The 20,367-nt window shown below is 42.1% G+C and carries 17 protein-coding genes; 14 read left to right on the forward strand and 3 right to left on the reverse strand.

What is annotated here, in order from left to right; genetic code table 11:
* Positions 1–152 precede the first annotated feature (152 nt).
* The 13 genes from G603_RS0100225 (at position 153) to G603_RS0100285 (ending at position 16,507) form a co-directional block, all read left to right on the forward strand.
* Positions 153–377 carry an HPr family phosphocarrier protein gene (locus G603_RS0100225; protein ID WP_026668935.1) on the forward strand — a complete coding sequence of 75 codons (225 nt, stop codon included), beginning with the start codon at positions 153–155 and terminating at the stop codon, positions 375–377.
* 122 nt (positions 378–499) lie between these two features.
* Complete coding sequence (locus G603_RS0100230; RefSeq protein ID WP_026668936.1) at positions 500–2,911, forward strand: ATP-dependent DNA helicase; 2,412 nt, start codon at positions 500–502, stop codon at positions 2,909–2,911.
* A 487-nt stretch (positions 2,912–3,398) separates the two neighbouring features.
* Entirely contained in the window at positions 3,399–6,071 is a 2,673-nt protein-coding gene (locus G603_RS0100235) for a valine--tRNA ligase (RefSeq protein ID WP_026525628.1), read from the forward strand.
* Positions 6,072–6,085: 14 nt separating this feature from the next.
* Positions 6,086–7,486: a bifunctional folylpolyglutamate synthase/dihydrofolate synthase gene (locus tag G603_RS0100240; RefSeq protein WP_051207286.1), complete on the forward strand. Its 1,401-nt coding sequence runs from the start codon at positions 6,086–6,088 to the stop codon at positions 7,484–7,486.
* Positions 7,487–7,528: 42 nt separating this feature from the next.
* Positions 7,529–7,699: a hypothetical protein gene (locus tag G603_RS22550; protein WP_035791503.1), complete on the forward strand. Its 171-nt coding sequence runs from the start codon at positions 7,529–7,531 to the stop codon at positions 7,697–7,699.
* 29 nt (positions 7,700–7,728) lie between these two features.
* Positions 7,729–9,141, forward strand: coding sequence for a tetratricopeptide repeat protein (locus G603_RS0100250; protein WP_026668938.1), 1,413 nt, complete (start codon positions 7,729–7,731; stop codon positions 9,139–9,141).
* A 262-nt stretch (positions 9,142–9,403) separates the two neighbouring features.
* Positions 9,404–10,525, forward strand: coding sequence for an MBOAT family O-acyltransferase (locus G603_RS0100255; protein ID WP_051207288.1), 1,122 nt, complete (start codon positions 9,404–9,406; stop codon positions 10,523–10,525).
* Between the two features lie 11 nt (positions 10,526–10,536).
* Positions 10,537–11,733: a GDSL-type esterase/lipase family protein gene (locus G603_RS21130; RefSeq protein WP_051207289.1), complete on the forward strand. Its 1,197-nt coding sequence runs from the start codon at positions 10,537–10,539 to the stop codon at positions 11,731–11,733.
* 8 nt (positions 11,734–11,741) lie between these two features.
* A complete protein-coding gene (locus G603_RS0100265) occupies positions 11,742–11,996 on the forward strand; it encodes a hypothetical protein (RefSeq protein WP_026525624.1) in 255 nt (84 codons plus the stop codon).
* Between the two features lie 22 nt (positions 11,997–12,018).
* Positions 12,019–12,399: a RidA family protein gene (locus G603_RS0100270; RefSeq protein WP_026668940.1), complete on the forward strand. Its 381-nt coding sequence runs from the start codon at positions 12,019–12,021 to the stop codon at positions 12,397–12,399.
* 4 nt (positions 12,400–12,403) lie between these two features.
* Positions 12,404–13,462 carry a tetratricopeptide repeat protein gene (locus G603_RS0100275; protein ID WP_026668941.1) on the forward strand — a complete coding sequence of 353 codons (1,059 nt, stop codon included), beginning with the start codon at positions 12,404–12,406 and terminating at the stop codon, positions 13,460–13,462.
* A 7-nt stretch (positions 13,463–13,469) separates the two neighbouring features.
* Positions 13,470–14,588 (forward strand): D-alanyl-D-alanine carboxypeptidase family protein, encoded by a 1,119-nt coding sequence (locus G603_RS0100280; RefSeq protein WP_051207290.1) that lies wholly within the window; start codon positions 13,470–13,472, stop codon positions 14,586–14,588.
* Between the two features lie 11 nt (positions 14,589–14,599).
* Positions 14,600–16,507: a substrate-binding and GGDEF domain-containing protein gene (locus tag G603_RS0100285; protein ID WP_026668943.1), complete on the forward strand. Its 1,908-nt coding sequence runs from the start codon at positions 14,600–14,602 to the stop codon at positions 16,505–16,507.
* A 153-nt stretch (positions 16,508–16,660) separates the two neighbouring features.
* Here G603_RS0100285 and G603_RS18655 read toward each other — a convergent pair whose 3' ends face one another.
* The gene (locus G603_RS18655; protein WP_035791506.1) at positions 16,661–17,104 is read right to left on the reverse strand and encodes a PH domain-containing protein; all 444 of its coding nucleotides are present in this window, start codon (positions 17,102–17,104) and stop codon (positions 16,661–16,663) included.
* 164 nt (positions 17,105–17,268) lie between these two features.
* Here G603_RS18655 and G603_RS0100295 point away from each other — a divergent pair, with 164 nt between their 5' ends.
* Complete coding sequence (locus G603_RS0100295; protein ID WP_026525619.1) at positions 17,269–18,927, forward strand: sensor domain-containing phosphodiesterase; 1,659 nt, start codon at positions 17,269–17,271, stop codon at positions 18,925–18,927.
* Between the two features lie 61 nt (positions 18,928–18,988).
* Here the strand turns inward: G603_RS0100295 and G603_RS0100300 are convergent, their stop codons facing one another.
* A complete protein-coding gene (locus G603_RS0100300) occupies positions 18,989–19,492 on the reverse strand; it encodes a hypothetical protein (protein WP_026525618.1) in 504 nt (167 codons plus the stop codon).
* A gap of 72 nt (positions 19,493–19,564) precedes the next feature.
* Complete coding sequence (locus G603_RS0100305) at positions 19,565–20,287, reverse strand: hypothetical protein (protein ID WP_026668944.1); 723 nt, start codon at positions 20,285–20,287, stop codon at positions 19,565–19,567.
* Positions 20,288–20,367: the final 80 nt, after the last annotated feature.

Genomic DNA, 20,367 nt, shown 5'->3' on the forward strand with positions numbered 1-20,367 from the left:
AGCTAAAAAAATAATCATTGCCATTTAATCTTAAGAATTTCTTAAGAAAACCCTAAGAATTTCTCAAAGATTAATTCAAAAATATGACGTATAATTCTAACAGTTGCAAATCAGCTAAATCGTTTTCGTAACAGTTAGGAGAGAATACGGCAATGAGTAAATTAATCAAGCTTAGTCCCAATCAGGTTAAGGATTTTGTAAGCGCAGCTACTAAGTGCGATTTTGATGTGGACATTTCTTACAATCGATTCACTGTAGATGCAAAATCAATTTTAGGAGTTTTCGGACTGGATTTCAGACAGCCCCTTAAGGTAAGCTATCGTGGTTTTAACGAAGATTTTGAGAACTACCTTGCTGAGCATTCAGTAGCTTGCTAATATATATAATGATATAGAATTGCGAGAGTTTCGAAGAAACGGAGCAATTCGTATATCATATTATGATTTAGGACATCTCCCTGTGGTATTATATTCTACAGGGAGTTTTTTTATACAATTTTATGAAAGAGATTAAGATTTCGGTCAGGGGACTTGTGGAGTTCCTTCTAAGAACCGGTAATATAGACAACAGAATTCATCATGCACCTGATACCGCCATGCAGGAAGGCGGGCGTATCCACAGGATGATACAGAAAAGTCAGGGTGGAGATTATGAGGCAGAGGTTCCTCTGACCTATTCCATAACAAGAGAAAATTATATTTTAAAAATCGATGGCAGAGCTGACGGAATACTAAGGAAGGCCGACAGCCCTGTTCTTGTGGACGAAATTAAGGGTACCTACAGAGATTTAAAGAAAATAAAGACTCCCGACGAGGTTCATATCGCACAGGCTAAGTGCTATGCAGCAATTTACCTAAGAGATAATGATCTTAAAGAGATAAGTGTCCAGATTACCTACTGTAATATTGATACAGAGGAGATAAAGCGCTTTACCTATGACTTTACTGCAGAGGAGATCACAGCCTGGTTTGATGATCTTTTGGAAGCATATCACAGGTGGGCTGACTTCATGGCTACCTGGGAGGATAAGAAAATAGAATCCATCCATCGAATGCAGTTTCCTTTTGAGTACAGAGAGGGCCAAAAGGATCTGGCAGCAGGTGTTTACAGGACTATTTATCACGGCAGGAAGCTGTTTTTGGAGGCACCCACAGGAACTGGTAAGACCATAAGCACTGTGTTCCCTGCAATTAAGGCTGTGGGTGAGCATAAGGCAGAGAGGATTTTTTATCTTACTGCCAAGACTATTACAAGGACAGTTGCAGAAAATACCTTTGATGTACTAAGAAATCAAGAGTCACTTGAATTTAAAACCGTGACATTGACTGCAAAGGATAAGATTTGTGTACTGGATAAGAGCGATTGTAATCCGGTGGCCTGTCACTGCGCAGAAGGGCATTTTGACAGAATAAATGACTGCATCTACGATCTTCTGACTTCCGAGGATGATTTTAACAGAGATGTGATCATGGAATATGCGGCAAAATATAATGTCTGCCCCTTCGAACTGTCTCTTGATATGAGCCTTTTTGCGGATGCAGTGATCTGCGATTACAATTACGCTTTTGACCCCTTTGTATATCTGAAGCGCTTTTTCTCAGATGGGATAAAGGGGGACAATATCTTCCTTATCGATGAGGCACACAATCTGCTGGACAGAGGCAGAGACATGTACAGCGCAGAGTTGTGGTTCGAAACACTTAATAATACAAGGCTTCTTATTGAGCAGGCACATCCAAAGATTGCCGGACTCATCAAATCCTGCGAGACCGAGATGCAGAAGATCATGGCTCTTACCGATTACTGCGAAGTGCTTGTGGATATCTCTCCACTAATGCAGAAGATTGGAAATATGAGTAAGATCATTTCCAAATGGCTAGAGGATCACGCAGAAGGACAATATAGAGACGATATTCTTGATTTTTATTTTGATATTCTCACTTTTGAGACTATTTATGAACTGTTAGACGACAAGTATGTGATTTACGCAGAATATGAAGATGAGAGCTTTAAAATAAAGCTTTTGTGTGTTGACCCTTCAGAGAACCTGAAGCTTTGCATGGCAAGAGCGAAATCCACAATACTCTTTTCGGCAACACTTCTTCCGATTCAGTATTACAAAAAGCTTCTTGGGGGCACAAAGGAAGACTATGAGATTTACGCTCATTCGGTTTTTGACCCGGAAAAATGCGGACGCATCATTGCAACCGACGTCACCAGTAAATATACCAGAAGAAGTGAATACGAGTATCGTAAAATCGCTAAATATATACACGATATTACAACAGAGAAGAACGGTAATTATCTGATATTCTTTCCTTCCAGGATTTTTATGGATGATGTGGGAATCATATATGAGAAGGAATTTTTCGATGAAGACACTCAGGAGATCCTTGTTCAGAATGAGATGATGACTGAGGAAGACAGAGAGGAGTTCCTGTCCAGATTCACCCCGGGTAATGACATAGATTTTGGAAGTATCATAAATATGGAAGTTGAAGTGGAGGAGTCAAAAAGTATCCTTGGCTTTTGTGTTATGGGCGGCATATTCAGTGAGGGCATTGATCTTAAGGAAGACAGCCTTATCGGAGTCATAATAGTCGGAACCGGAATTCCACAGGTTTGCAACGAACGAGAGATCATAAAAGAGTTTTTTGAATCAGATGGCGAGGATGGCTTTGATTATGCCTACAGGTATCCCGGAATGAACAAGGTACTTCAGGCGGCAGGCAGAGTTATAAGGACAGAGAATGACACTGGAATAGTGGCACTTCTTGATGAAAGGTTTGTTCAGAGAGCTTACGCCGATTTTTTCCCCAGAGAGTGGAAGGATATAAAGCTCGTATCGACCAGTACGGTCAAAAACACCGTAAATGCGCTCTGGAGCGGTCTGGATGACAATCTAAACTAGTTTACTATCATAAAAAACAGCCATTTATACACTCAAAAACATAGGTTGGTTTACATAATGATATATGAGATATAAATTATGTAAACCAATGAATTGTATCAATTGTATATATAATTTATCCAAATTTACGGTTTTTAATACAACAGGTGGTATGTGACCATAAAAAATGACACTCGTGTACATGTGGATAACTCTGTGGAAATTGGGGATTAAATGGAAACTGATATTCCGAGAGCCCCATAAAATGGCTTAATACTCTGGTTTACGATATTATGAATATTGAGTTCATAAAAGTGAGATAGTACTAATTTAGTCAATACAACTATGTAAACCTATCTTGTGCTATGACACGCGTGTCACCACATGAAATAGTTCTCGTAAAAGAGCATATTTTTATTAAGGAAATCGCTGTTACATTGACAAAGATTTCTTATTTTAATATTATTGAACAGAATATCTAAACGCATATTAAAGAGGTTATCGAATTATGAGAAAAGAACTCGCAAAGACGTACGACCCCAAAGGGATTGAGGACAGATTATATAAGAAGTGGGAGGATAATAAGTACTTCCACGCTGAGGTGGATGAGACTAAGAAGCCTTTTACAATAGTCATTCCGCCGCCGAATATCACCGGCAAGCTTCACATGGGCCATGCCTTTGATAACACATTGCAGGATATCCTTATCCGCTATAAGAGAATGCAGGGCTACAATGCACTTTGGATGCCCGGAACTGATCATGCTTCTATTGCTACAGAGGTTAAGATCATCGACACTCTTAAGGAAGAAGGTATTGATAAGAGAGATCTTGGAAGAGAGAAATTCCTTGAGCGTGCCTGGGAGTGGAAAAAGGAATACGGCGGAACCATCATTTCACAGCTTAAGAAGCTTGGATCTTCCTGCGACTGGGACAGAGAGCGCTTCACAATGGATGAGGGCTGTAATGAGGCTGTTACAGAAGTTTTCTGTAAGATGCATGAGAAAGGCTACATATATAAGGGAAGCAGAATCGTAAACTGGTGCCCTGTATGTAAGACTTCTATTTCTGATGCCGAAGTTGAGTATGAGGAGCAGGCAGGTCACTTATGGCACATCAAGTATCCTGTTATCGACGAGGATGGTACTGTTTCAAAGACAGAGTTCATTGAGTTTGCCACAACCCGTCCCGAGACCATGCTTGGTGATACAGCTGTTGCTGTTAATCCTGATGATGACAGATATAAGAGCTTCAAGGGTAAGAAGGTTCTTCTTCCTATAGTAAACAGAGAGCTTCCTATCGTTGAAGATAATTATGTAGATATGGAATTTGGTACCGGTGTAGTTAAGATCACTCCCGGTCATGACCCTAACGACTTTGAGGTTGGTAAGAGACATAACCTTGAGGAGATCAACATCCTTAATGATGACGCTACCATCAATGCAAACGGTGGCAAGTTCGAGGGAATGGATCGCTATGCTGCAAGAGAAGCCATCGTTAAGGAACTTGACGAGATGGGCCTTCTTGTTAAGATCGAGGACTATTCTCATAATGTAGGTACACATGACCGTTGCCATACAACAGTTGAGCCTATGATCAAGGCACAGTGGTTCGTTAAGATGGACGAGCTAATTAAGCCTGCATCCAATGCTGTTAAGGATGGCACAATCAAGCTTATTCCTTCCAGAATGGAGAAGACATACTTCAACTGGACTGACAATATCCGTGACTGGTGTATTTCAAGACAGCTCTGGTGGGGACACAGAATCCCCGCATACTACTGCGATAAGTGCGGTGAGACAGTTGTTGCCAAGGAAGCACCCAAGGTTTGCCCTAAGTGCGGACATGAGCATTTCACTCAGGATCCCGATACACTTGATACATGGTTTTCATCAGCTCTTTGGCCTTTTGAGACTCTTGGATGGCCTCATGACACCAAAGAACTTAAATATTTCTTCCCTACAGACGTACTTGTAACAGGTTATGACATTATCTTCTTCTGGGTAATCAGAATGATCTTCTCAAGCTACGAGCAGATGGGAACATATCCTTTCAAGACAGTTCTTTTCCACGGTCTTATCAGAGACTCTCAGGGTAGAAAGATGAGTAAGTCTCTCGGTAACGGAATTGATCCGCTTGAAGTTATTGAGAATTACGGTGCTGATGCTCTCAGACTTACAATCGTTACAGGTAATGCACCCGGTAACGACATGCGTTTCTATAATGAAAGAGTAGAGAACAGCCGTAACTTTGCAAATAAGGTTTGGAACGCATCCAGATTTATCATGATGAACATGGGTGAGGATGCTAAGAGCGCAATTCACCAGCCCATGCCTGAAGGTCTTGAGCCTGTAGATCACTGGATCCTTTCAAGACTTAACAACACTATCCGTGAAGTAACAGAGAACATGGATAAGTTCGAGCTTGGTATCGCAGTACAGAAGGTTTATGACTTCATCTGGGAAGAGTTCTGCGACTGGTACATCGAGATGGTTAAGCCCCGTCTCTACAATTCTGACGATAAGAAGTCACACGAGGCAGCACTCTGGACACTTCAGACAGTGCTTATTAACAGCCTTAAGCTTCTTCATCCTTATATGCCATTCGTTACAGAAGAAATCTTCTGCACACTTCAGGACGAGGAGGAGTCAATCATGATCTCCAACTGGCCTGAGTATAAGGAAGAGTGGAACTATGCTTCCGATGAGAAGGCAATTGAGACCATTAAAGAGGCCGTAAGAGGTATCCGTAATGTCCGCACACAGATGAATGTTGCTCCTTCAAGAAAAGCACAGGTATTTGTAGTTTCAGATAATGAGGAAGCTCTTGATATCTTCCGTACAGGTAAGCTTTTCTTTGAGACACTGGGAAGCGCATCCGAGTCAGTATGTCAGAATGACAAGACAGGTATTCCTGAAGATGCAGTTTCAGTAGTTCTTGCAGATGCTACTATTTACATTCCTTTCTCAGATCTTGTTGATATTTCAGCTGAGATCGAGCGTCTTGAGAAGGAGATGAAGAAGCTTGAAGGTGAGCTTAAGAGATCACAGAACATGCTCACTAACGAGAAGTTCCTTTCCAAGGCTCCCGCTGAGAAGATTGAGGAAGAAAAGGCTAAGCAGCAGAAGTACGAGCAGACTTATGCACAGGTGCAGGAGAGACTGGCTCAGCTTAAGAAGTAATAACAGGTGTGGTAATGAAAGACGAGCTTACAAACCGCATCGAAGACATAATGAGTCTTTTAGATGCCGGAGAGAAACCCCGCTTTTATGAGTGCGAGCAGTTTATCGAACTGATACCTGCATTTACCGAGAAACATTCTGTAGAAGAGACCAGGGAATTCCTTGAATACATGGGAAGCCCTGACCTGAATATGAAGATCATTCATGTGGCAGGTACTAACGGAAAAGGTTCTGTTTGCAATTATCTCTCAGAGATTCTGAGGCAGGCAGGCTTTTCCGTGGGAATGTTTACTTCACCGCATCTTGTAAAGCTTACGGAGCGCTTTTGCATTAACGGAAAGCCCATTGAGGATAATACTTTCTGTGATATATTTGCTAAGCTCCTTACGAGCATAAAAGGGTATAAAACGGGAGAATACTTCCCTACATATTTCGAGTTCCTGTTCTTTATGGCTATGGAGCTTTATAGCGAGCACTCTGTGGATTTTCTGGTGCTCGAGACAGGACTTGGCGGAAGGCTGGATGCTACCAACAGCATACATGAGCCTATACTTGATGTGATAACTGAGATAGGCATGGACCACATGCAGTATCTTGGAAATACAATTTCGGAGATTGCCGCTGAAAAGGCAGGAATTATACGAAATAAAGTTCCTCTTGTTTTCCTTAATAAAAGAGAGAACAGTACAGAGGTAATAGAAAAAAGAGCACAGGAAATGGGAGCTAAGGTTTATCGTGTTGAGCCAAAGTTTCTCTATGATATTGTGCCTACGCCCGATGAATCAGGTAATATTTGCATTGATTTTTCCTATGAATCTCAGTATGATAATTATTGCGGTCTCAGACTGCAAACTATTGCGAAATTTCAGACAGAAAATGCTGCAATATCGATAATGTGTACTCGGGCATTGAGGGATCTTGGAATAAAGATTTCCGAAGATGATATTCGTTTTGGCTTGAAAAAGGCCAAATGGGGTGGAAGAATGGAGCTTATTCTTCCCGGAATATATGTTGATGGTGCCCACAATGTAGATGGAATGGATGCTTTCCTTGAAAGTGCTAAGGAAGTACCCTGCAACAGGTACAGATATTTACTTTTCGGTGCCGTATCAGACAAGCAGTACCATCTTATGATCAGGAAAATACTTGAGAGCAGGTTGTTCGACAGAGTATATATTGCAGTTCTTGATACTGCCAGAACAGCCTCAGAATCACAGCTTCGTGCTGCGATTGCGTCCGAGACATCCAGATTTGAGGATGCAAAGAATATTCGTTTTTCATATTATGATGGTGTAAAGGATGCACTTATGGATATTCTTACGGACAGGGGAGCCGGCGATGTTGTTTTTGCTGCCGGATCTTTATATCTTGTTGGGCAGGTCAGAGAGACCCTTGGCATTTTGCCCGGCAATTAATTAGTTTTATCAGATGTAAAAGGTATGAGGGAGCTTTGAAAAATGATCAATTTTGAAAATGAACTTAAGAAGTTCAGGCCCAGTCTGGAGATAGAGGATGCTGAGGAGATCATCTATAACCAGGATTTGGACGACATGGCAGATGTCATTGTCAGCCTTCTGAAGGATGCCAAGGCAGAGGAAACAAATCGTCAGATGCGCAGTCGTTCATGATTTAATAGAAAAGGGGCTTTCTTCTTATTATGAAATGCTATAAATGTGGAGCAGAGCTCACAAGCCGCGAGTATTGTCCTAACTGCGGCGCGGGAGTAAAGGTATATAAGCGCATAATCGCTCTTTCCAACCGCTATTATAATGAGGGATTAGAGAGAGCAGAAGTGCGTAATATGTCAGGGGCCATCGAATCCCTGCATCAAAGTCTAAAACTCAATAAGAGTAACATTCAGGCCAGAAACCTTTTAGGACTGGTCTATTATGAGACCGGTGAAGTCGTTGCTGCCCTTAGTGAATGGGTTATCAGTAAGAACCTTAAGAGCGAGGACAACTCAGCAGATGACTACATGGACATGGTCCGTAATGATCCTTCAAGACTCGAAGTTTTCAATCAGACAATAAAAAAATACAATATAGCACTGAACTATTGCCACCAGGACAGCCTGGATATGGCAGTTATTCAGCTTAAAAAAGTACTTTCGATGAACCCCGGTTTTATCAGGGCCCATCTTCTTTTAGCGCTTCTTTATCTGAACAACGGCAGTTATGCCAAGGCCAAAACAGAGGCGGAGAAGAGTCTTAAGCTCGATACAGGCAACGTAATGGCAGCCCGCTATCTCAAGGAAGCTGAGAGCATGATGCTTCCCCAGGATCTTAAGGCCCAGGAAGAGAATAAGAAGTCAGGCAATGATATTGTCAGATATACCAGAGACAATGAGACCATCATTCAGCCTGTTAGACAGAATGTCTTTACTAAGAGCGGATCAATATGGGGAATAGTTTTGGGAGTTGTTCTTGGAGTAGCAGCAGCTAATTTCCTTATTTTGCCCGCAAGAATACAGAAAATGAATGCCAATTACAAGACTCAGATCTCAGAAATAAGTGAAGAGTCTGATTCAAAATCAGCCAAAATGGGTGAGTATGAGCAGCAGATAGGTACACTTCAGGCCCAGATTGATGAGCTTCAAAACGAGATAAGCTCATATCAGGGCGCAGATACACCTGCTTCAGTAGGTAATAATCTTATGGAGGCAGCTTCACTGTATCTTGCTGATCAGACCAATATCGAAGGAATTGAAGAGCAGCTTAAGGATGTGGATATCGACAATCTTGGTGATGAAGCATCTACGCAGTTCATGGACCTCTACAATGGTCTTATGACATTTGTGGGAGCTGATCTTTCACAGCGAAGCTATGCTGTGGGCTATGATGCATACAGGAACGGTGATTATGAAACTGCGATTCCTGCACTGATCAAGGCATTCCAGTACGATAACACCAACGTTGATGCGCTGTACAATCTCGGCAACTCTTATTATGAGAGCGGAGATACAGACAATGCTAAGGTCATTTACGACCAGGTAATCAATAACTTTGAGGATACCAGAAGCGCATCATCAGCAGAAACGAAGTTGGCTGAGATAAACAATGCTACAGATTAACGCGAATATGATCAATTTTTCGGATTTATCATTTATATTTAGATTTTTACCGATATTTCTGATTGTGTATTATGCTGTGCCTTACCGCTTCAGGAGTATTGTCCTGTCGGTGGGCTCCCTGGTGTTTTATGCAATTGGAGATATCAGGAGTTTAGGGATATTTGCAGCTGCAATAGTTGTGAATTATTTGTTGTCTCTGCAATGTCTTTCTAAAAATAAGAAGTTCTTATATCTGTCAGTTCTGCTGGATGCGGGAGTTCTAATGGCATTTAAGCTGCTTGTGCAACTTGGCCGTGTTAGCGCACTTCCGCTTGGTATCAGCTTCTTCACATTCAAAATGATCTCATATCAGGTTGACTGCTATAAGGGATTAATTAAAAAAAGGCCGGCGTTCTTTTCAGCACTGGCTTATTTTTCGTTATTCCCCCAGGTTATCTCAGGTCCCATCATGCGCTATGACTACTATGAGAAAAATGAAGCCATATCCGGTAAGAAGGAGATGTTTCTACTTTTTAGGGATAGGCTTCCCATGTATCTTTGCAGAATAGAGAGCGGATTGTTTTGGTTTTCTCTTGGCTTTGGAATGAAAATTCTTATAGCCGATTATATGGCTATGATGTGGAATGAAATCGGAACCATAGGCTATGAGAGTATTTCCACACCACTGGCATGGCTTGGAGCAGTGTGCTATTCCCTGAATCTGTATTTTGATTTTTGGGGATATTCCCTTATGGCTGCTGGTGTCGGCGTAGCTCTTGGATTTCCTTTTGTACAGAATTTTAATCACCCTTACATTGCAGGAAGTGTCAGTGATTTTTATAGAAGATGGCATATGACCCTGGGCTCCTGGTTCAAGGATTATGTGTACATCCCCTTTGGTGGAAGTAAAAAGGGAACTAAGCGTACAGTTTTAAATCTGTTTATTGTATGGCTGTTAACCGGAATATGGCACGGCATCACACCGAACTTCTTTATCTGGAGCGGATCCCTTCTTTTGATGATACTTGCAGAGAAGTTTGTTTTATCTAAGAGCAAGGGACTAATGGCAGTAATTGGAAGAATCAACGTGCTTGTGCTCATACCCCTTACCTGGGTGGTATTTGCGCTTAATTCATTCACGGATATCGCCAACTATTTCGGACGACTTTTCCCCTTTTTCGGAGTCGGAGTTGCAGTGAATCCCGGAGACTTTGCTAAGTTCACGGATAGATATGGCATGTTTATGATTGCAGGACTTGTACTTCTTGTTCCGCTGTTTTTTGAATTTGTTAAGGAGAACAGGAAAAGCCCTGTTATAAAAATATTGGTATTTGTACTCTTTGTTGTGTGTGCATGTATTTCATCTACTAAGGCGGGCAATCCGTTCTTGTATTTTAATTTTTGAGGTAGTGTATTTTGAAAAAACTCTCAAAGTATCTGCTTACTATATTGGTGTTGTTGTTTTACATACTGACAACTGCTGATTCAATATTGGGAAAAGATACTCAGTACGGAGAAATTGAATATGATCCACAGGCAGCCCCTGTAATGTCGCTGACACTTCGTAGTCTCTTTGACGGCAATCAGCCTTATCTTGTGGCTCTTGCAAATAATGTGATGGGTACTGGCAATGGGCAGCAGTCACAGAACCCTGAGAGCGAAGCTCAGAATGAGGATGTAGTGACCGCTGATGGATCTGATCAGCAGATATCAGATGGTTCTGAGCAGACTGATGTAGCTGAAGCAGATGCGCAGCAGACTGAGAATGCAGAACAGCTGACAGAAGAGCAATCTGTAGAGGAACAGCCTTCAGAGGAAGCCATCGGAGAGCAGCAGAATCCCGCAGAGGGTGAGAATCCTGAAGCTACTGAGACTCAGGCAGAGGGCGAGCAGCCGGCAGAGAGCCAGGAGGCACCTGCAGAGGATGCAGTTACTGAAGAACCTGCAGAACAGCCTGTAGAAGAAGCAGAACCTGAGCCCCCGGTATATCAGATTGCATCCGTGGATGATGATTATTTCTGCGATGCGCTCTTTATTGGCGATTCCAGAACAGTTGGACTTTCGGAGTATTGTCAGGAGCTCATGGACAGATCCACCTTCTATGCCAAGATTTCTCTCACTATTTATGATTTTGAGAAAAAGTCCTTTGTAAAACTTGAAGATAATTCTGAAAAAATTACAATTGCACAGGCGCTAGAGCAGAAGAAATTTGGTAAAATATATATTATGCTCGGTCTTAACGAGCTTGGCGGCGGAACTCCTGAATCCTTCGGAGAAGCATACGGGAACGTAGTTAACAGAATAAGAGAGCTGCAACCCGATGCGCAGATATATATTCAGGGCATAATGCATGTAACCGCTGCGAAGAGTAATAAAGACAAGGTATTTAAGAATGACCGCATAAATGAGCGCAACCAGGTAATTGCGCAGCTAGCGGACAATCAGCACATTTTTTATATTGATATGAATGAAGCCACTGATGATGAGAACGGGGCACTGACTCAGGATCTTTCATTTGATAACGTACATTTGAAAGCAAAATCTTACGCATTATGGTATGATTATTTGAAAAACCATGCTTATGTAATTGCAGATAATGTGGCTATGGAGTAGATAGTAAAATGGTTAGAGAAATGGTTTTTAAGATGGAACGCCCGGGACTTTTGAAGGAGGGCGATGAGATCACGGTGACGGAGGGAGAGCTTCCCAGTAACGTGTATTACACCATTGATCCATCCCTTGCAATGTCAGGGAATTTCCCCTTCAGGGAGAGAATGTCCATGAGACAGGGCGTGGTTCTTAATGTGGAGGAGAATGCCAGGGGATTCTATGTTACAGCAGCATTCGATTCTGAAAAACAAAAAGAGAATACATAATTTTTTAACGGAGGTATGAAAAATGCAGAAAATCGTTACAGACAAGGCACCCGCAGCAATCGGACCCTATTCACAGGCTATAAAGGCAGATAATTTCCTTTATGCTTCAGGACAGATTCCAATCAATCCCGCAACAGGTGAGATTGAAGGAGATGATGTTACAGCTCAGGCTGATCTTGTTTGCAAGAATATTGGGGAGATTTTAAAGGCAGCAGGTACAGACTACGAGCACGTAGTAAAGACAAGCTGCTTCCTTGCTGAGATGGCAGATTTTGGTGCTTTCAATGCAGTATATGAGAAATATTTCACAGGCAAGCCTGCAAGAAGCTGTGTTGCAGTTAAGCAGCTTCCCAAGGACGTATTGTGTGAAGTAGAGGTAATAGCATATCTTGGCGAGGACTAAGTAAATGTTATACAGGAAAATGGCAAAGACCATTATGCTCACCGCAGGTTTAGCCATGCTTTGCGGATGCGGTCCGGCACTTAAGCATGGTAATGTTGACTCTGCGCTTTTGCATATTCAGAACCTTGAATATGATGAGGCCAGGGAGAGTCTTGAAGCTGCGGAGAAGGCTGAAGAGGATGTACATCTCCTTAGCAGGGCAAAGGGAATCCTGTACAGGAACCTCGGTGATTACGATAATGCTGTCACCGAGTTTCTTAAATCTCTGGCATCAACAGATGGAATTGCCAGAGATATGGATTTCGATACGAACTACTATCTTGCGGATACCTATATCAAGCAGGGGAAATATGCCGAGGCTATACAGGTATATGACGCAATTTTAGGACTTCGTAAGAAGGAAAAAGACGCCTATTACATGCGCGGGGTTGCTAAGCTTTACAGCCAGGATCATGATGGTGCAACGATAGATTTTAATAAAGCAATAACAATTTCACCCAAGGATTACGATCTCAGGATCATGATTTACAAGGCACTTTCTGCCAACGGTTACGAGGATGAAGGCGCCGCGATTCTGGAATCATGTCTGAATAATGTTGATCCCAACATGACCAATTATGAAAAGGGACAGATTTCGTATTATCTTGGGAATAATGCGGATGCTCAGAGTTATTTGGAGCTTGCTAGGAATGAGAGAGATGCGCAGAAGGCACCTATTGTGGTTCTGCTTGGTCAAACAGGGGAAAAGCAGGGCGACTATAACTATGCCATCAGCGTTTATAAGACTTTTCTGGCAGAGGATCCCAATCATCCCGACATATACAATCAGCTTGGTTTATGTCAGGTGAAAATGGGGGATTACGATAATGCTGTCAGCTCATTTGAGGCAGGACTTTCACTGGGGAACAGTGAATATCATCAGTCACTTATGCTCAATGAGATAACAGCTTATGAGTATGCCGGCAATTTTGCACAGGCAAAAACTTTAATGGAAAAATACAGGAAGGCGTATCCGGATGATGCGGATGCGATAAGAGAGGAGATATTCCTTTCGACAAGGTAATTTGATTTTGGGTAAGAATGGATATAGAAATTTAGACAGCAGCTACTATATAAGGAGAAAGCCGCGCAAAAAGAGAAATAAGGGGTTATTTGTTCTTTTCGGAATACTGGCAGTTCTGTTTGTGGTTACGGTAGGCGTTGTGGCCTACAAGCTTATCAGCAAAAAAACAAGTGAAAGTCCTGAGGTGGTTTCCATCAAGGAAGAGATACCGGAAGTGGACCTGGTTCCGGAGGAGCCTGTAGAGGAACCTGTTGCAGAGGAAGAAGAACCTGAAGAGGAGCCGGAGCTTTCTCCGGAGGTTGCAAGCTTCTGCAAGGGCTATGAAGTTACGACCAGCGGTTCTGTTTCAAATATCGTAAGTGAAGAGGTTGTCAGTGAGAATGCAATTCTTATTGATGTGGACAAGGGAGAGGTCATTGCCAAAAAGGCAGCGGATGCCACAATTTCGCCTGCTTCAATGACAAAGATCATGACCATTCTTGTGGCAGCAGAGCATGTGACAGATCTTGATGATACCTTTACTATCACAAGGGATATCACTGATTATTCTTTTTCAAATGATTGCAGTATCGTGGGCTTTGATGTGGATGAAGTTGTTACCGTAAGGGATCTTATGTATGGAACAATTCTTCCTTCAGGAGCTGATGCAGGAATTGCACTGGCAACCTATGTTGCAGGCTCACATGAAGCCTTCGTTGATATGATGAACGATAAGCTTGCTGAGCTTGGCCTGGCAGATACAGCGCATTTTACCAACTGCGTCGGAATCTATGACGAGAATCACTACTGCACCCTTACGGATATGGCTATGATCCTTAAGGCAGCAGTTGAGAATGATCTTGCAAGAGAGATACTCTCTGCGCACACATATACCACCACAGCTACAGAGCAGCATCCGGAAGGAATTACAATTTCCAACTGGTTCCTTAGAAGAATCGAGGATAAGGAGACCAACGGAGAAGTGCTCTGCGCCAAGACCGGTTTCGTTAACCAGTCAGGTTGCTGCGCAGCCAGCTATTCAATCTCCAATTCAGGCGGACACTATATCTGTGTTTCAGCTAATGCCTGGAGCTCCTGGAGATGTATCTATGATCAGGTCGCAATCTACGAACAGTATTTATCATAGAGGTGAATGCCATGGACAATATTCTTTTAAATGGGAAAAAGAACATTGGCGTATTTTTTAACTGTTCCGAGGTAAGATTTCAGAAGAGATTTTGCCGTGCTCTTGCCAATACGGCGAGAAAAAAGGATTATAATCTTCTCTTTTTCATTGCATTTGAGGTCATTGATGATGAGAGTGATTTCAATAAGATGAATGAGAAGGTTATTAAATTCGCGCCCATCGAGAGTCTCGATGCGGTGATTATAGCGTATGATACCTTCGACAGACCGGAGATCAGACAGATGCTTGAGGATGAGATACGAAGCAGAGCCACCTGCCCCGTTATCAGCTTCAGAGAAAAATATAAAGATTTTCTCAGCATCTTAAGTAATGCAAATGATGCCATAGTAAATGTGGTCAATCATCTTGCTGATTGTCATAATTGCAAAAATATCATGTTCATGGCGGGTTACCCTGCCCATTACGACAGTAATGAGAGACTTGAAAAATATAAGCTTGCAATGAAGGAAAAGGGACTTCCCATCTACGAGAATTCTATTTTCCATGCAGATATGTGGCGTTTCAAGGGCGAAGAAGCGTTCCAGTACTTCTTTTCAGATCCCGAACACATTCCCGATGCAGTAATATGTGCTAACGATTACATGGCAAGAGCACTTTGTACAGTTGCTATTGACCATGGCCTTCGCATACCCGAAGACCTGAAGGTTACAGGTGTTGATGATATTTCTGAGGCTATTGAATATCATCCTACCCTGACAACAGTCAGCGTTGATATTGAAGGAATGGCAGAGTGTACCATTGATCTTGCCGACAAGCTTATCAGAAAGGTCTATGTTAAGACACCTAATTCTGTTCCTGCCAAGATCATGTACAGAGAGAGCTGCGGATGCAATGGTGAAGAAGTAATTGAAACCCATCAGCAGCAGCTCAATCAATACTATGAGAGAGTAAGTCACCTTTTGGGACAGCCTCATAACCAGACCATGCTGCAGATAGATCTTGATAGCAGCAACTCTATTGAGGAGCTTCTTGATACCATACAAAAGCACATCAATCTTGTGGTAGATCATAAATCCCTTTTTATATGCCTCTCAGGACATAAGAATGCCAACAATGGACGCATATTTGAAGAAGATATCACAGATGAGGTTGAGCCTGTCTTTGGCTACAGAGACGGAAAGAGAATAAACTTTAACACCAAGGTATTTAATAAAAATAACCTCTTAACCTTTGAAGCCTTCGATGATGACAAGCCAAGAACGCTGTATTTTTCACTGCTCCATGACAGCACCAGATGCTTTGGTTTTGTTGTATCGGAATTTGAAAGCCTCAGTGATACAGTAGATCAGTATTATTTTGACTGGATATTGAAGCTGTCACTTGCATTCAATAAGCTCTATATTGCATCAGAGCTAAGGTGTCTCCTTGCCCAGACACAGCAGAAGAGTATGACTGACTTCATGACTGATATGAGCAACAGACGAAGCTTTGATGTGTGGATGAATAAAAACATCGATGAGTGGATAAAGACCGGCCAGGAGCTGGTATTTATGACTATTGATTTGGACGGACTAAAGAAGATAAATGATGCTTATGGTCATGAAACCGGCGACGAAGCCATTATCATGATCGCAGATGTCATCAAGAAATATTGTCCGGAGAATGGTCATTGTTCCAGAATGGGCGGAGATGAATTCCTTCTTGTTTATCCATGCTCTGAGATGAAGCCCAAGAAGATGGCAGCTAAACTGGAGAAGCATATCGAAGAAAAAAGTAAGGATGAATCCGTAAAGTTCGATCTGGAGGTATCAATTGGCTGGTATCAGTCAGTTCTTACCAAGGAATCCGATGTGGAAAGGTGCCTGTCAGAAAGTGATTCAAGAATGTACGAAGTAAAGAAAAAGCATCACGCATCCTAAAATTAAAAAGATTTCGTTCGCGAAATAAGATTAAAAATATCCCGCAGATACTAAGTAACACAAATCAATGTGTTCTGCATAGTACCTGCGGGATTTTTAGTTTTAGTAAAGAACCAAAATGGTTAAGCTACTACATTAAGTTCTGTCGTTCCATCAGTCGTTAAGATCATCTGCATCAAGTGATCCGTCCTCTGCAGCAAAACCGATATCCTGCATGTTAACGGTGCGTCTGCGAAGACGGGCGCGCTCAGATTCCTGATTGATGAAATCCTTGATCTCGCGGCCGTGCTTAATATTTTTCATGACAATGGTCTTGTCGGTAACATCAGAAGTGAAGCAGGTTATGGTTGAAAGACCAAACAATCTCTGAAGGAAAGATCTTTTTAATTCCACGTCACTTATTCTGTACATGAAGCAGTCATCCTCAGTGATGCTAAGGAATCCAGAAACTATAGTCAGCTCATTGTTGTAAAGCTCATAGTGCTTGAAGGGCCACGGAATTCCGAAAAACAGAAGCCTTCCGTATTCTTTGTATTGAAGATCTCCTTTTGCGAGAATAGAAGCCTGATTCTGTGCTTCGTTAGAAATTTTTGCCATTATAACCTCCCAAAATCCGTTTTGTTTTTTTAATTCGGCTCATCATCTGCAATGCGGATATCAAAATGCAAAAACAGTTGATAGAGTCTGAAGAAAAAACTATAATTTTTATCAGTATAACATAATTATTTACGTTTATCATCGTTTGTGGAGGATGCGTCTTTATGGCGGAAAAACAGGGGCCTTATGATACTATAAGCAAAATCTATGACACTTTTGCGGTTACATCTAAGAGCAGATATTCTTATGTGTATGATATTGAGAAAAACATGGCCAGGTGGTCTGAGAATGCCGTAAAGTATTTCGGATTGCCGGGAGAGTTTGTGTACAAGGCAGATCAGGTCTGGGAAGTGCACGTTCATCCCGAGGACAGGGAGACCTACAGAGAACATCTGGCGGTGGCTTTTTCAGGAAACAGGGTTAATCCAAGCTTCGAATATCGTGCCCGCAATAAGAACGGCGAATATGTTGCCTGCTCCTGCAAGGGTGTTGTCATCAAGGATTATTCGGGTAAAGCAGCTTTCTATGCCTGCTCTCTTATAAATAAAGGTATCGTTGATACCACAGATCCTATCAGCGGATTGTCCAATCACTACGAGATGCTGAACTACATGCACAGGCTTGAGACTCTCCAGGAAAAATACATTCTGCTTGTTGTAAATGTAATTGATTTTGGTGATATTAACAGGCTTTACGGCTACATGTTCGGAAACAGAATGCTGAAATCCATGGCTGAATATCTCCAGTCCGAGGTTGGAGAAAAGGGGCATGTTTACAGAGGAGACGGTACTATTCTCGGAGTATGTACCACCAAGATGACTCTTGAAGAGATAAAGCTTCTCTATCAGAGAATGCGCCAGTATGTAAGGCAGAGCATCAAGGTAGGAACCAGCAGCGTTTCTGCAGAGCTTGGAGGCGGCGTTATTGTGGCTGATGAACCGGGAGTTGATGTACACGCGGTTTACACAAGTGCCAAGTACGCCCTTGATTATTCCAAGAGAAGAAAACATGGAAATCTGATTATTTTCCATAATAACGAGCTTGATAACAATAAGAGCACCATTGAACTTGTGGCAGCTGTTAGAGAGTCGGTTCTTGATCACTGCAAGGGCTTTTATCTGAACTATCAGCCTATAATTGCCAAAAAGGATGGAAGGCTTACGGGAGCTGAGGTTCTCCTTAGATGGAACATGCAGCCCTACGGCGATGTTTCTCCAAGTGAATTCATCCCATGGCTTGAGCAGGATGAATCCTTCTATGCTCTTGGCACATGGGTTCTCGACAGAGCCATGAAGGACGGACTTGAGATATTAAAGGATCATCCGGATTTTTATCTCAGCATTAATCTGGCCTATATGCAGCTAGAGCGAAGCGATTTCAGAACTACCATAGTAGAGCTTCTAAGGAGCAACAGATTCCCCGGAACAGCTCTGTGTATTGAGCTTTCAAATGTGACAAGGGATATTAACTTTGACTATTTAAAGAGCCAGGTCATTTTCCTTAAGTCCTGCGGAATCAGAATAGCTCTTGATGTAAGCGACTTTACGACATTGGATCTTGCAACGTCTCTGCCTCTTAATATCATTAAGTTGGGGCAGGAGATCACAGAGAATATTACCAAGAACCCTCTTAGCAGACACATGGCTGAAGCAATCACCGGTTTTGCGGTCAACATGAATATGAGTGTGTGCGCGACGGGTATCGGTAACGAGGACACAGCAGAGCGCATCCTTGATTATCCTGTGGATGATTATCAAGGCTATTATTACGCAATGCCTGTTGCCTTGGATGAATTTAAGAAGCTGGAAATCTATAACAAATAATTAAGACTCCCTTATTCAATAGTGAATAGGGGAGCCTTTTATATAGTCTCAAAACATTATCTTAAGGAGTGGCTTCTGGCTGACCACTGGGAATAGGCAGATCGTAGAGAACAGGATTACCGTAGGGATTATAAGTACTGGTGATACCTGCCGCCTCGTTGAATACATCTGCAAGAGCACGGCCGTCGTTTATATGAAGCTCATGACGGTACCAGCCCCCTGACATTTTTACGAATAAAAAGCCGTCATGCCTTGTGCTTGTTCGTCTTGTAAAAGCAACCTTGGCATCAAGATAAACAGCAAGGTCTGTTCCATCGTAAATATATGCTGCGGGAACATACCAACCATTATATTTTCTTGTAAAAACATGATTGTTGTAAGAAACAGTGGTATTACCGTCTGCGTCCGTACCTACCGTGACCTGAACTGAATTGTCATTTCCATCTACAGGCTCTAAGGTTGTAGCCTTTGCGCTAATTGGGAATAAAAAAATGATCATGGATAAAAAGAATGCAGCTATGGCATATTTGATCATCGAATTTATGCTGACTAAAGGTCTGTTCATATCTAAATCCCCCTTGAAGTTTAACTTGCGAAAAACTTATATAAATGTTTTTCGGCTTAAAACAGGGTACTTTTAACCTCTTATGATAAATTCTCCAACAGGAGTATCTTTAAGTAATGCCTCAAGCTTTTCCCTTGCTTCATTTCTGGAATCTGCAACAATTTCTATACCAAAACCGTAAGTCTTCTTTTTCTCATAGCCATCTGCCTTTGCTGCGAATTCCTTCTGGATGATATCCAGAGAATGGCGCTGGCGCACCTCGACTATATCTTTGGCTGCAAAGGTGCGATACTTCTCGCTTTCTTCAGGAGTCTGAGCATACTTGTTTATAATGTTCATGGTGGATGCGATGCTCAGATAGTCCTCCGCCATATATTCTTCAAAGCTTTTCCAGTGAGGCATCTCCTCATAGGAATGTCCCATTCTGCTGTCCAGATAATCCTCAAGTGATATATCCTGCTCTTCAAGCCAGCTGAGGGCATACCATTTCCAGATATTTTCGCGCATATCAAAAATCTCTTTTTCATTGATGGCCTGCATACGTCTGAACAGGTCATCGACGATAAGAGCTATGGACTCTTCGTTTGTGTTATTTATATTTATGACTTTTCCTGCGTAGGTTGCGCCTTCGGAAGCATTCTCAAGGCTTAAAGAAAAGGTAGAATCGTCGACTTTTGCCATCTGAATGGCATAGTCACCTAAGCGGGCAACACAAAGACTGCGTTCATTCAGTACATTGTCCCGCTGCTGCGTAAAGGTATGTATCATGAATTCCGGTTTGATGTAGGTAAACATGCTACTTCCAACCCTTCCTCACAGTTAATCACAATAATTATATCATATCCACTGTTTTCGCAAGGTATGACCATATCGAT

Origin of the sequence: Butyrivibrio sp. AE3006, from assembly GCF_000424165.1 — a bacterium.
In the GTDB taxonomy this organism is placed as follows: Bacteria; Bacillota; Clostridia; order Lachnospirales; family Lachnospiraceae; genus Butyrivibrio.